The organism is Pseudomonas sp. FG-3G (genome assembly GCF_901007645.1).
In the GTDB taxonomy this organism is placed as follows: Bacteria; Pseudomonadota; Gammaproteobacteria; order Pseudomonadales; family Pseudomonadaceae; genus Aquipseudomonas; species Aquipseudomonas rhizophila.
The window spans coordinates 26,670-41,784 of the sequence record NZ_CAAKGZ010000014.1 but is presented as its reverse complement, the minus strand read 5'-3'; the positions used below and the strand labels follow the sequence as shown (position 1 = coordinate 41,784).

Here is a 15,115-nt window from a genome sequence, read left to right as displayed (position 1 = left end):
GCGAGTGTCAGTTGCCTTTCGATCGTTCCCACGCTCCCGCGTGGGAATGCCGCCAGGGACGCTTCGCGTTCCGCCCCTGGAAGGTGACGCAGAGCGTCACGGAATGCATTCCCACGCAGAGCGGGGGAACGAGAACTTAAAAAAGGCCTTTTTGTTCATGCCATGTCAGCTGCCTTGCGCAGCCTTGGCGGCTTGCAGCTGCCGAGCCTGTTCGGTCAGGAGGGCCTTTTCCTCGGGACTCATCGCCTCCATGCGCAGGCGCACCTGGGCCATTTTTTCCAATTGCCCCGGACTGCTCTCCAGCGCCCGCAAGGCCAGGGCCAACGACGCCACGGTCGGATGATCGAAGACCAGTCCCGGATGAATTTCGCACTGCAACAACTTGCGAATACCGGCCACCAGTTTGATCACCAGCAACGAATGACCTCCGGCGGCGAAGAAGTCGCGATCGATGCCCAATCGCTCAAGTCCAAGCAACTGAGCCATGCGCGCGGCGAGCAATTGCTCCAGCGCATCGCGTGGCGCGGCGTCTTCATCGTCCGCTGTAGCCACCGCCAACTGCTGCAGTGCGTGGCGATCGATCTTGCCGTTGGCCAGTCGCGGGAATCGTTCGATCAGATGCACGTGCTGCGGCACCATCACGCTGGGCAAGCGGGCGCTCAGCTCAGCGCGCGCGGCGTCGAGCAAGCCCGTCGACAGTCCCTGCTGCGCCACGACAAAGGCCAACAGCCCCTGCTCGGCCGACGCTGCCGGCAACACCAATGCTTCGGCCACCTGTGGCATGCGCACAAGCACGGCCTCGATCTCCGCCAGTTCAATACGGAACCCACGCACCTTGACCTGCTGATCGCGCCGTCCGTATAGCTGGATCGCCCCGTCCGGCCGATAACGCGCCAGGTCACCGGTGCGATACAACCGCTGCGCCGGATCAAAGGGACTCTGGATGAACGCCTGCGCATCGGCCTCGGCATTCAGATAGCCCCGGCACAACTGCGCTCCGCCCAGATACACCTCACCCAGCACGCCCACCGGCGCCAGACGCAGATCGGCGTCCAGCACGTAAACCTGGTTGTTGCCCAGCACCTGGGTCAGCGCCGAACAGTCGCCGGCCGCGCCGTTCAGTGACAGCGGATGAATCATTACCCCCACCGTGGCTTCGGTCGGCCCGTAGTGGTTGAACACCCGGCAATCGCTGCGCAACCGGGCGATGCGCTCGACCAAGGTCGGCGCAATCGGCTCACCGCCAAGCACCAGGGTGCCCGGCAGCAGCGCCCGTTCACCGTCGAGCAGCGCCGAGAGGTGCGAGGGCACGATTTTCAAGCAGTCGATCTGCTGCTGTTGCAGGTACTGGGCAAACAACACGCCGTCCTGCATCTGCTCATCGCTGGCCACATGCAGGGTCGCGCCGTTGAACAACGCGCCAAACAACGCCGTATTACCCAGGTCCGCCGCCACGCTGGAACTGAAACCGACGTTCTTGCACTGGGCAAGCCCCAGCGCCTGACTGGCCTGGGCGGTGTAGTTGAGCAGTTGCCGATGCTCGATCACCACGCCTTTGGGCACACCGGTGGAGCCGGAGGTAAACAACACATAGGCGATATCGTTGCCCTGGGTGGCGAGCACGGGAAGTGGCGTAGCCGGATGGCTCAGCTCAGCCGCGGTCAGCGCCTTATACGGCTGATCCTGCCAGGCCGGCAGATGCGCCGCATCGGTCAACAACAACGCCGCGCCGGCCTGTTCCAGCATCAACGCCTGACGCGCCTGGGGCCACTGCACATCAAGGGGCAGATACGCCGCACCAAGGCGCCAGCTCGCCAGCATTGCAATCACCAGATCCACCGAGCGCGGCAACGCCAGCGCGACCATCGAACCGGCGCCCACGCCTTGCTGCTTGAGGCCCTGCGCCATGCTGTCGACCCGGGCTTGCAACTGGCCGTAGCTCATTTGCTGACGGGCGTCGGTCAGGGCAATGGCGTTCGGTGTATGCGACGCCAGATCGGCGATGCGCTGCGGCAGATAACGGCCATCAGCTAACGCGTGCATGGCGGGGTTGATTGCCAGCAAGCGCTGCTCTGCGGTGCGACTCAACAGATCGAGCCGCGCCAATGCGGTGTGTGGAGCGGCAAGGATCGACGCCAACAGCACGCCGTACTGTTCCAACACGGCGCTGGCCGAGGCTGGCGAGTAACGCGAGCTGGCGTAATGCAGATTGACCGCGGCAAGCTGCTGGGCAGCGTTCAATTGCACCTGCAACAGCAACTCGAATGGATCTGCCGGCACCCGCACGGACTCTGCAACAGCCCAGTTTAGGCCGCCACTGTTGCTGGCACGGTTCACCTGCCCCAGCGTAAAGCCGTAGGCCGGCCGCGCCGCCTCAGGCGACAGTTCCGGCGCCCAGTATTCCTGCCAGGTGCGATGGGCTTCCAGGCGCCCCGCCAGCTCGTCCAGCCACTCGCTGAACGACACGGTGGCAGGCAATGAAACGCTAAGCGGCAGGGTTTTCTCGAACACCCCCACGGCATGGGCGAAGTATTCATAGTCGCCACGGCTGTCATGACGCACGCCCACCAGCGCCTGCTCAAGGCCACTCAAACGTCCCAGCAACACCCACCACGCGCCTTGCAACACCATGGAAAGCGGCTGACCGAGCTGCTCGGCCAACCGTTGCAACGCGTCGCGCTGGGCCGGTTCCAGGGTCAGCGACACACAGGTATCGGCGGCCCCCGCCTCACTGCCGGCGCTGCGCGCGGCCAACCATGGCGTGGCGATGTCCGTCTGCACGCCTTGCAGGTAGTGCTGCCAGTAGGTTCGCCCGGTGGCGGCATCTTCATCAAGCACCACCTCACTGCGCCATTCCAGGTACTGAGCAAACTCGCCCGGCGCTTCGTCTTCCGGTGGCTGAACTGCGGCGTACGCTTGCTGGATTTGCTCCAGCAGCAGACTCAGCGATTGCGCATCGGCACTGTAACGGGCGATGCCCAGCACCAGTTGCCATTGCTGCGGCGCCAGACGATAGAGCACGGCCTGGACGTTTGGCGATTCGCCCACCACAAAAGCACGGCCCTGCGAATCCTTGATCTGCGCCTGGACATCCTCGGTCCGTTGCTCGCCTGCCTGTATCGTCAGCGGGAAGCGAGCGGCGCCGCTGGCGACCTGACGCAAACCGTGGAAACCGGCCACTTTGTCCAACCGCGCCAGCAGCATTGGCTGCTGCGCCAGGAGCGTATCGAAGGCGATCTGCAACCGCTGCGGATCGAGATCGCCGCCGATGACCACGCTCAGCCAACGCAATGCCTCGCCACAGGTCGCCGTGCTCGACAGTTGCTCGAGCATCGCTTGTTGCTCGGGGGTCAAGGCAAAGCCGGGATCCTGCTGGTCCATCAATACCTCGTTCATGCTCCGGTTTCCTCCAGGTTGCGGATGCCCTGGATGGCCGTCCCGGCATCGGCCTGGCCCTCCAGCGCGCTGCGCTCATACATATCGCCCATGGCAACCACGATCTTGCGGGGGCCCTCGAACGGGTCGCGGGCGTGGGCCACCAACATGTTGTCCAGCAGGATCACGTCGCCCTTGCGCCAGTCGAAACGCACCGCACAGGCTTCATACAAATCACCGATGCGCGCCATCACCTCATCCTCAATGGGTGTGCCATCGCCGTAATACACATGCCGAGGCATGCGCTCCAGACCGAACATCGACAGCAGGTCCTCCCGCACATCCGGCTCCAGCCAATAGATGTGATGCAATTGCACCTGATTGAAGAACGACTTCTCCCCGGTGATCGGGTGCGTGATGATCGCCGGCCCCGGTGTGCGGGTCTGCAACTCGTCGTTGTCGAGCCAGCGCCACTGGATACCGCCCGCCCGACACCGGGCCTCAACTTCGCGGCGGTCCTCGGTCTTGAAAAAGTGCTGCCACGACACGTCGAGTTTGTCGGTGAAGGTGCGCACATACAGCAGCCCTTTGTCTTCGAACTTCTCGCGAAGGTCCGACGGCAGTTTTTCGTACATCAACCGGCAATCCACCACTGGAGTCGCACCGCCCACAGGCGCGGCTTGCTCGCAATAGAACATTTGCTTGCGCGGCCAGCGGTCCTGATGGGAGCTTTCGTTGTGGAACAGAATCATCTTGCGCTCCGGGTACGGCGTGGAACGGTAGGTGTTCTTGCCCCCTTCCTTCTTCGGCAAATCGCCGTACTGACCATAAAGGCCGGGCTGGATCGCTTCGGCGAACGCTTCAAAGCCCTGGATGCCATCCAGTTCAAAACCGCGGAACAGAATGCCCGCATGTTCGGCCAGCTTTTGCTCGATCAGCGGCCGGTTCTGATGAATCCACTCGATGACATCCAGCTGGGGTTCACCCGGCTCCAGCATCAACGGGAATCGCTGCGGTGCTGCCACCAGTGATTCACGCACCCGCGCCGGTCGAGGCTTGGCGAGCGGTGTCACCGAGCGTTTGAGAAACTTGCCCAGCTTATCGGCCTTGGGCCCCGGGACGGTGGCAGGCTTGGCGGCGGCCGCCAAGTTGTCGACTGGCATGCTGAAAGCTCCCAATTGAATGTCCTGATCAGCGACGATCTGTTCCAACAGGGCGGTCCAGGCCTGAATCAGGTGCTGAATGTGCTCATGTCCGAACAAGGTTGTGGCGAATTGCCAAGTGCCGCGCAATTGCCCTTCTTCTTCGTCAACGAACAACGCCATGTCGAATTTAGAATGGGTCTCCAACGCCGGCAGCAATTCCACGCTCAACCCCTTTATGGAGCGGGTGCGCACCGGCACGTTGTTCATCACGAACAACACCTGGAGCAAGGGATTCATGCCCTTGTGTCGTGGCACGCCTGAGGCTTCGACAATCTGGTCGAACGGCAAGTCCTGATGCTCCAGGGCGCCAAGCAGGTTGTCCTGGGTTTGCGCCAAAAAGCTTGCGAACGTGGCATCGGCGTCCAAGCGCGAACGTAGGGGCAGCACGTTGACGAAGAAACCGATCAGCCGCTCCAGCTCCGGCTGTTCACGACCCGCCACGTCGGCGCCAACCACCAGATCTTGCGCAGCGCAGAGCCGATGCAATAACACCTGGAAGGACGCCAGCAGCGTGCTGTACAGCGTGACCCCGGCTTCGCTGGACAACCGGCGCAAGGCTCCGGTCAGCCCGGTGGGAAGCTGGAACTGCAGCGCATCGCCGTCATAGGAGGCGGTCTGGCCCCGAGGGCGGGCCAGCGGCAGGTTCAGGCGCCCCTCGTAGCCACTGAGCCGATGTTTCCAGTAGTCGGCCTGACGCGCCAGTACGCCCTGCTCTTCCAGCGCCTGCTGCCACAAGGCGAAGTCATGGTACTGAATCTCCAGGGGCGCCAACGGCATCGGCTCACCCTTGAGGGATGCCTCGTAGACCTGCACCAGTTCGTTGATCAGCAGCCCCATCGACCAGCCATCGGAGATGATGTGATGCATGGCGTAGAGCAACACATGTTCGGTCGGCCCCAGGTGCAGGATCCGCCCGCGCAGCAGCGGCGCCTGCTCCAGATCGATCGGGGTGCGGGCATTTTCCAGCGTCGCCTGGGCCACTTGTTCCTGCCGGGCACTGGGCGACAGACCAGACAGGTCGATCACCGGGAAGTCCAGTCGGACCTCATCGGCAATCAGCGCCACCGGATCCCCTTCTTCGTTTTGGCGATACGCAGTGCGCAATACGTCATGACGGCGTACCACGTCGGCAAAGCTACTCATCAGACGCTCCACCGACAACTCGCCGCACAGGCGCAGCGCCATGGGCATGCCATACGCCGAAGTGCCGCCGGACAATTGTTCGGCAACCCACAAACGTCGCTGCACCAACGACAGCGGCGCGGAACGGCGTGGCCCATGGGCCTGGAGCCGCACCCCACGGGAATCGCCCGCCCGGACCGGTCCATCGACGGTGCCGGCCATCAGTGCCGCCAGCGCCTTGAGCTGCGGATGATCGAACAGGTCACGCAGGCTCAGCGGATAGCCGGTCAGCTTGCGCAAGCGTGAAACGGCCTGGGTCGCCAGCAATGAGTGACCACCGCGCTCGAAGAAGTGGTCGTTGCGACCAACCTGTTCCAGCTCCAGCACCTCTTGCCAGACACCGGCAATCTGTTGCTCCAGCGCCCCTTCCGGCGCCACGAAGCCTTGCTGCGACTGGCTGGCGTCGAACCGAGGCAGCACCTTGCGTTCCAGTTTGCCGTTAGGGCTCACCGGCATGCGCTCAAGCAATACCCAGTGCTGCGGGACCATGTAGTCCGGCAAATGCTGGCTCAAGTGGGCCTTCAATGCCTGCTCGAATTCGTGGCGGATGTCGTCTTCGGCACTCAACAACGCCTGACGCTGTGGCACCACATAGCCCACCAGCACCGCACCGTCCTGGGCGATCACTACGGTTTCGCGGACCTGCGCATGCTCGGCCAGCCGCGCCTCGATCTCCCCCAACTCGATGCGCAGGCCACGGATTTTCACCTGATGGTCCATGCGCCCGGCGTACTCGATGACGCCGTCGGCACGGTAGCGCGCCAAATCGCCGGTCCGGTACAGGCGCGAGCCGTCTCCGAACGGGCTGGTGACGAAGCGCTCAGCCGTCAACGACGGGCGAGCATGGTAACCGCGAGCCAGGCCTTCACCGCCCAAGTACAACTCGCCCGTCACCCCCACCGGCAACGGTGAAAGGTTGTGGTCGAGGATAAACGTACTCAGGTTGGCAATCGGCTGACCGATCGGCACCGCGTCGCGGCCCTCGTCCACGCACGTCCAATGGGTCACGTCGATGGCCGCTTCGGTGGGACCGTACAGGTTATACAGACCGGCCGCCGGCAACTTGGCGAACACCTGCAATTGGGCGTCCACCGGCAAGGCTTCACCACTGCAAATAATCCGCGTCAGGCTCCGGCAACTGCCGACTGCGGGATCTTGCATGAACACCTGCAACATCGAAGGCACGAAGTGCAAGGTGGTGATCTGCTGCGTGGTGATCAGCTCGATCAGTTGCTCCGGATCGCGGTGGGCACCCGGTGGCGCCATGACCAGGGTCGAACCGGTCAGCAATGGCCAGAAAAACTCCCAGACCGATACGTCGAAACTGAACGGTGTTTTTTGCAGCACACGGTCGCTCGCGTCCAGCTGATAGGCCTCCTGCATCCAGCACAACCGATTGACCAGGGCCGAATGCCGGTTGCCCGCACCCTTGGGTTTGCCGGTGGAACCGGAGGTGTAGATCACATAGGCCAGGTTTTCGCCGCTGAGTTCGACCACCGGATTGGCCTCGCTGCGGCCAGCCAGCCAGTCGCCCGGCTGATCCAGCACCAGGCTGCGCAGGCCCGCCGGCAGCGGTAATTGTTCAAGCAAGTGGCGCTGGGTCAGCAACAAGCCAATGCCGCTGTCTTCGAACATATAGGCCAGGCGATCCTGTGGATACTCAGGGTCCAGCGGTACGTAGGCGCCACCGGCCTTGAGGATCGCCAGCAGGCCGACCACCATTTCCACCGAACGCTCCACGGCGATACCCACCAACACATCCGGCCCGACGCCTTGCTCCATCAGTACATGGGCCAGTTGGTTGGCCTGGGCATTGAGGGCCGCATAGCTCAGCCGGTGCCCGGCAAATACCAGGGCACAAGCATCAGGCGTCTTGACCACCTGCGCTTCAATCAGTCGCTGCACGCTGCAATCGAGCGGGTACGGCGTCGTGGTGGCGTTCCAAGCCTGCTGAACCCGGTGCTGTCCTGCATCGAGCAACGACAGTTGCCCCACCGAGCGCTCGCCGCCGAGCACCATCTGCTCCAGCAGATAACGCAGGGACTGGCCGATACCGACAATGTCGTCTGGCGCGAAGCTGGCGTGGTTGTAGCTCAAGAGTAACGACAGCGTGTCACCCAGGTTCACCGCCAGGGTCAGTGGATAGTTGGTTTGTTCATGATTGGCGACTTCACCGAAGCGCAACGTGTCCGGGGCGCCCTGCTGCAACGCCTGGGACACCGGATAGTTCTCGAACACGAGCAACGTGTCGAACAGCGCCGCACCGCCCTGCCCGGCCCAGCGCTGGATGTCGAACAGCGGCGTGTGTTCGTGCTCGCGCAGGCTCAGGTTCCGCCCCTGGACCTCTTGCAACCACTGGCCGATGCTCTGCTCCGCCCGCGGGCTGCCAACCAGCGGCAAGGTGTTGATGAACAGACCGATCTGTTGCTCCACGCCGGGAATATGCGCGGGACGTCCGGCCACGGTGGCGCCAAAGGCAACCACTGACTGCCCGGTGCAACGTTGCAGCAATAGCTGCCAGGCCGCTTGCACCAGTGTGTTGACCGTCACTTTCTGCTCGCGGGCAAAGGCATGCAGCCGGGCCGTGGCATGGGTATCGAGCACCTGCTCATATTCGCCGTGGCCGTCGCTTGCCTCGCCGCGATGGTCCCGGGCAAAGGCCCCCGCAAGGTGGGTCGGCTCGTCCAGTTCGGCCAGTTGTGCCGTCCAGAATTGCTCGCTGGCCTGTGGGTCCTGAAGCGACAACCAGTCGATGTAGTCCCGATAACGTCCAGACGGTCGGGCCGGTGCCTGGCCGCTGTAGCGCTGCAACACTTCCCCCAGCAACTGCGAGTTGCTCCAGCCGTCCATCAGGATGTGATGGCTGGTGTAGATCAGGTGATAGCGGTCCTCTGCCACGCGCACCACCAGCAAGCGCAACAGCGGCGCCGCATCCAGCTCGAAACCCTGCTGGCGCTGCGCCAACGCCAGGGCGTCCAGGTCCTGGGATGGATTCGCTGCGGCGCCTCCATCGTGGAACAGGAATGCAACCTCCATCTGCTTGTGTACAACCTGCAACGCCCGCTTGAAATCACCGTCCCAGACGAAACTGCTGCGCAGCACTTCATGGGTGTCCATGGCCGCCTGCCAGGCCTGGCGGAAGCGCTCGACGTCCAAGCCTGCGACATCAACACGCAGTTGATTGATGTAATTGCCGGCCTGTTGCTCATACAGCGTATGGAACAGCATGCCTTGCTGCATGGGCGACAACGGATAGATGTCTTCGATCTGCCGCGCAGCCAGCGGCAACGTGTCCAGCTGGGCCTGAGTCAACCCGGCCAGCGGGAAGTCCGACGGTGTGAAGCCCTGATGCCGGGTCTGGCAGCAGTGCTCGATCAACGCCTGCAGCTCCTGAGCGTAATCCAGGGCCAGCGCCTGGATCGTCGACTCATCGAACATCTGCGTGCTGAATGTCCAGTCGATGCTCAATTCGCCCGCGTAGACGCTGCCATTGAGCGTCAGCCAATTGTCCAGCGGCGCCAGCGGGCTCTGTGGCGCGCCCGCCGGTTCGCCGGCCGGAACAAACAGCCCAGCGGCGTCATCAGCAAATCCGCTGTCGAACTGGCCCAGATAGTTGAAGGTGATGCGTGGCACCGGCAACGCCTGCAGGGCACGCCGCGTCGACTCATCACCCAGGTAGCGCAGCACGGCGAATCCGAGGCCCTTGTCGGGTATCGCGCGCAATTGTTCCTTGATGGCCTTGATCGAATCCTCGGTGGTCGTGGCCGGTGTCAACCGGACCGGAAACAGGCTGGTGAACCAGCCGACGCTGCGGCTCAAATCCAGGTCATCGAACAGAGCCTCGCGGCCATGGCCCTCCAACTGAATCAAGGTCGAGGCCTCCCCGGTCCAGCGACCGATCACCCGGGCCAGGGCCGTCAGGAGCAGATCGTTGACCTGAGTGCGATAGGCCGCTGGCGCTTGCTGCAAGAGATGGCGGGTCTGGTTTTTATCCAGCTGCGTCTGGACCTGCGCCCCATGACACCTGCGCAGTTCGCCCTGCGGCCGGTCACAGGGCAAATCGCCGCGAGCGCCCTCAAGTTGCCCTTGCCAGTACGCCATCTGGGTTTGGAACGCTGCACTGCCCGCATGGGTTTTCAAGCGTTGCGCCCAGGCCTGGGTGGCGCTGGTCTTGGCCGGCAGTTTCGGGGTCTGGCCGGCCTGCAATTGTTCATAAGCCTGTTGCAGGTCTTCCAGCAGAATGCGCCAGGACACCCCGTCCACCACCAGGTGATGGATCACCAGCAACAGCCGTTGGCTGCCATCGGCCAGGTTCGCCAGGACACCGCGCAACAACGCGCCGCTTTCCAGGTCCAGGCTGCGCTGGGCTTGTTCGGCCAGGCGCTCCAGCGCCGGGGCATCTGCCACCTCAGCCGTCCACAACAGCGGTGAGCGACGCCAGATCGCCTGCTGTTCAGCGAGTGTTTGATGGCGAGCGGTCCAGGCGTCGTCCTCACGCCTGAAGGCCAGGCGCAAGGCATCGTGATGGGCAACCAATGCCTGCAACGCCTGCTCCAGATGCCCGGCGTGTAAAGGCCGCAACCCCTTGAGCAGCACCGACTGGTTCCAGTGATGAGGCTCGGCCATGGGCTGGTCGAAAAACCATTGCTGGAACGGCAGCAGCAGCGTCTCTCCCGTCACCGGCCCCTGATCGATAGCCAGCCCGCTGTCACCCAGGGTCGCCACGCTGGCCAGACCCTGGATGGTCTGATGTATGAACAGATCCTTGGGGCTGAAATGGATGCCTGCCTGACGGGCCCGGCTGACCATCTGGATGGAGACAATCGAATCGCCCCCCAGCTCGAAGAAGTTGTCGCTGAGCCCCACTTGCCCGCGCCCGAGCACGCTTTGCCAGATACCGGCCAACGCCTGTTCGATGGCGGTGACCGGTGCGATGTAAGCCTTGGGGTTGGCGGTGATATCGGCCTTGGGCAGCGCCTTGCGCTCCAGTTTACCGTTGGGGCTGACGGGCATTTTTTCCAGCCACAACCAGTGCTGCGGCACCATGTAGTCGGGCAAGGCCTGGCTCAAATGCTCCTTGAGATGACCTTGCAGTGTCTGGCGAACGATGTCTTCGGCGGCCAGCAACTCGGCGCGCGCCGGCACCACGTAGGCCACCAGCAAGCTCCCGTCCTGAGCGATGACAACGGCTTCACGCACGTCGTCGTGCTCGGCCAGGCGCGCTTCAATTTCACCCAACTCGATGCGCAGGCCACGGATCTTCACCTGATGATCCATCCGCCCGGCGTATTCGATCACGCCATCGGCGCGGTAGCGCGCCAGGTCGCCGGTGCGATACAGGCGCTGACCATTGCCGAAGGGGCCGGTCACGAACCGCTCGGCCGTCAGCGCCGGACGTCGATGGTAACCACGGGCCAGGCCCTCGCCCGCCAGGTACAGCTCGCCGATCACCCCTACTGGCACCGGTGACAGTTCATCATCGAGGATGCAGGTGCCCAGGTTGGCAATCGGTTGACCGATCGGCACGCTGTCGCGCCCCTCCTCGACACAGGTCCAATGGGTCACGTCGATGGCCGCCTCGGTCGGACCGTAGAGGTTGTACAGGCCGGCGTTCGGCAGTTTGGCGAACACCTGCTGCTGCGCATCCACCGGCAAGGCTTCACCACTGCACACGATGCGTTTCAGGCTGGTGCATTCGGCCACGTGTGGGTCTTGCAGGAAAGCCTGCAACATCGACGGCACGAAGTGCAGCGTGGTGATGCGCTGCGCGGTGATCAGTTCGATCAGTTGTGTCGGGGCGCGATGAGCGCCCGGCGCGGCCACCACCAGTGTCGAGCCGGTCAGCAGCGGCCAGAAAAACTCCCAGACCGACACGTCGAAACTGAACGGCGTTTTTTGCAGCACGCTGTCGTCCGCCTCCAGCCGATACGCGTCCTGCATCCAGCACAGCCGGTTGACCAACGCCGAATGACGATTACCCGCGCCCTTGGGCTTGCCGGTGGAACCCGAGGTGTAGATCACATACGCCAGGTTTTCGCCGTCGAGTCTGACGTGCGGATTGGCGTCGAGGCCTGCTTGCAGCCCGTCATCGGGCAGATCCAGCACCAGGCTGCGCAGCCCCGGCGGGATCGGCAATTGTTCAAGCAAGTGGCTTTGGGTCAGCAGCAAACCGATGCCGCTGTCTTCAAACATATAGGCCAGGCGCTCCCGTGGATATTCAGGGTCCAGCGGCACGTAGGCACCGCCGGCCTTGAGAATCGCCAACAGCCCCAGCACCATTTCCACGGAACGCTCCACGGCAATGCCCACCAGCACATCCGGACCGACACCCTGCTCGATCAGCCGGTGAGCCAAGCGATTGGCCCGGGTGTTGAGCTGGGCATACGTCAGGCGTTGCTCGCCGAAAACCAGCGCCGGGGCGTCCGGGGTTCGCCGCACCTGTTCTTCGATCAACCCGTGCACACTGCGATCGAGGGGGTATTGCGCCGTCGTCGCGTTCCAGTCGAGCAGCATCCGCCGCCGTTCGTCAGCGTCCAGTAGCGCCCACTGCGCAACGGGCCGATGCAGGTCCTGCACCAGGCCTTGCAACAGGTTGAGCCAATGCCGGCCCATGCGCTCGATGGTGGCCGGCTCGAACAGATCCGTGGCATAGGTCAGGGCGGCGTGCAGGCCTTGCGGGCTCTCACTGGTATCCAGGCTCAGGTCGAATTGTGCGGTGCGCTGTTCCCAGCCAAGCGGTTCGACCGCCAGGCCCGGCAAGGCATTGGCCAGTGCCGCACCGGTTTCGTTGCGGTGGTTGAACATGGCCTGGAACAACGGGCTGTGGCTCAGGTTGCGCTGCGGTTGCAAGGCATCGACCAATTGCTCGAACGGCAGGTCCTGATGCATCTGCGCCGCCATGGCTGTCTGCTTGAGTTGTTGCAGCAAATCTGCGCCGGTCAGATCACGGTGGAATTCGGCCCGCAGCACCTGGGTATTGACGAAGAAACCGATCAACCGCTCGGTTTCCAGGCGATGACGGTTGGCAATCGGCACCCCGACGCGGATGTCGGCCTGACCGCTGTAGCGATGTAGCAGCGCTTGGAAAGAACCGAGCAACAGCACGAACAGCGTGACGTTTTCCCGTCGGGCCAGGGCTTTGAGGGCGTCGCTCAGCGAGCGATCCAGCACAATCGGCAAACGCGCGCCGCGCAGGCTTTGCTGCGCCGGGCGCGGATGGTCCGTGGGCAGCTCCAACAGCGGTTGCTCGCTGCCCAGTTGCCCGGTCCAGTAGGCCAGTTGTCGCTCCCGTTCGCCGGCGGCCATCCATTGCCGCTGCCAGACGGCATAGTCGGCGTATTGCACCGCCAGAGGCGGCAACTGCGCAGGCTGTTCCTGAATGAACGCCGAATACAGGCTCATCAGGTCGTCGACCATCACCTGCAACGACCAGGCGTCGGCAACGATGTGATGCACGGTCAGGACCAGAATGTGCTCCTGCTCGCTCACATCCAGCAGCGCCACGCGCAACAGCGCCTCGCTCAGCAGATCGAACGGGCGTTGCGTCTGCTGCTCGAGGAACGCCTGAATACTGGCCTCGTCAGCCACTGCCAGGCGTTGCTCGACGAAGTGGACCTGCCCCTGTGGGCGAATCACCTGGCAGGTGCGGCCATCGTCCTCCACGAACTCCGTGCGCAGGCTTTCGTGACGTTGCAGCAGCGCTTCAAAACTGTGGCGCAGGGCGATTTTGTCCAGCGCACCGCGCATCCGCAGCGCAGTCGGAATATTGTAGGCGGCGCTGTCGGGGTCCATTTTCCACAGGAACCACTGGCGTTCCTGGGCAAACGACAGCGGCAGCGGTGCGTCACGCGTCACCGGCACCATCGCAGGCGCCTGCTCGCCTTGGCCGGCGTCGAGAGCATTGACGAAGTCCTGCAACGTGCTGTGTTCGAACAGGCTGCGCAGCGGCACTTCGATAGCCAACGCTCGACGGACCCGAGACACCACCTGGGTGACCAGCAGCGAGTGCCCGCCCAACTCGAAGAAGTTGTCCTCCAGCCCTACCCGCTCAAGCTTGAGCACCTCCTGCCAGATCGCCGCCACCTGTTGCTCACGCTGACTGCGGGGCGCCACGTAATGCCGCTGCACTTCGCCCACATCGGGCGCCGGCAACGCCTTGCGATCGACCTTGCCATTGGGCGTCAGCGGCAGTTGTGCCAGGAACACCAAGTGCGCCGGAACCATGTACTCGGGCAATTGCGCCTTGAGCGCGGCCTTGAGCGAAGCGCGTAACGAAGCCTCGTCCGCTATTTCACTGGTCGCGGGCACCACGTAACCCACCAGTTGTGCACCGGTCGGGGCTTCATGGGCCACCACCACGGTTTCCCGCACAGTGTCCTGGGCCAGCAATGCGGCTTCGATTTCACCCAGCTCGATACGCAAGCCGCGAATCTTGACCTGATGGTCGATGCGTCCGATGTACTCGACCACGCCTTCGGCCCGATAACGGGTCAGGTCGCCGGTGCGGTACAGCCGCTCACCCGAGGTGGAGAACGGGTCCGGCACAAACCGCTCGGCGGTCAACGCCGGACGTTGAAAGTAGCCGCGGGCCAGCCCGTCGCCGCCGATCAGCAACTCACCCGGGGCGCCCGGAGGGTTGAGCGTCAGGTCACTGCCTACGATGTACAGGGCGGTGTTGTCCAGCGGCTTGCCCAGGAACGGACGGCTGTTTTCCAGACTCAGCGGATGCACCGCCGACCAGATCGTGGTCTCGGTCGGGCCATAGAGATTCCAGACCTTCGGCGAAAGCGCCAGCAGTCGTTGCGCCAACTCCAGGGGCAACGCCTCGCCGCCGCAGAGGAACGTGCGACCGGCCAGCACCGCCGAGTGCTCATGATCCAGCAACATGCGCCAGCTCGAAGGTGTGGCTTGCAGCACGCTCACGTCGTGACGCTCGATCAGCGCCAGCACCGCTTGCGGATCCTGGTGCACGTCCTGGCCGGTCAGCACCACGCTGGCGCCGGCCGACAACGGCCCGTAGATTTCCAGGCCAAAAATGTCGAAGGAAAACGTCGTCAGCGACAGCATGCGATCGCTGGCCGTGATGCCTGGCCGGGCGATCATGCTGGTGACGAAGTTGCTCAGCGCGCCATGGCGGACCATGACGCCCTTGGGTTTACCGGTGGAACCGGAGGTGTAGATGACGTAGGCCAGGTGCTCGGTGGTCAATGGCACCGCCGGGCATGTGGACGGTGCGGCCTGCCACGCGGCGTCCGGCTGGTCCAGCAACAGGGTGCGCAGGGTCGCCGGGATCGGCAGTTGAGCCTGCAAGCGGGCCTGGGTCAGCAGCAACTCGATGCCGCTGTCCTGGATCA

The 15,115-nt window shown here is 63.6% G+C and carries 2 protein-coding genes (1 of these 2 running past the window's edge); both read right to left on the bottom strand.

Features of this window, described 5'->3' with window-relative positions; all coding sequences use genetic code 11:
• Positions 1-165: 165 nt before the first annotated feature.
• Positions 166-3,396 carry a non-ribosomal peptide synthetase gene (locus PSEUDOMOFG3G_RS07280; RefSeq protein WP_139049528.1) on the bottom strand — a complete coding sequence of 1,077 codons (3,231 nt, stop codon included), beginning with the start codon at positions 3,394-3,396 and terminating at the stop codon, positions 166-168.
• Positions 3,393-15,115, bottom strand: the 3' portion of a protein-coding gene (locus PSEUDOMOFG3G_RS07275) for a non-ribosomal peptide synthase/polyketide synthase (protein ID WP_139049526.1). The gene runs 1,807 nt beyond the window's last position; the window shows 11,723 of its 13,530 coding nt (coding positions 1,808-13,530); its start codon lies beyond the right edge, outside the window; the stop codon is at positions 3,393-3,395. Before PSEUDOMOFG3G_RS07275 ends, PSEUDOMOFG3G_RS07280 begins: the two co-directional genes overlap by 4 nt.

Excerpts from the sequence above, each read along its gene's own strand:
- PSEUDOMOFG3G_RS07280 (WP_139049528.1), bottom strand. The coding sequence starts at position 3,396 with ATGAACGAGGTATTGATGGACCAGCAGGATCCCGGCTTTGCCTTGACC.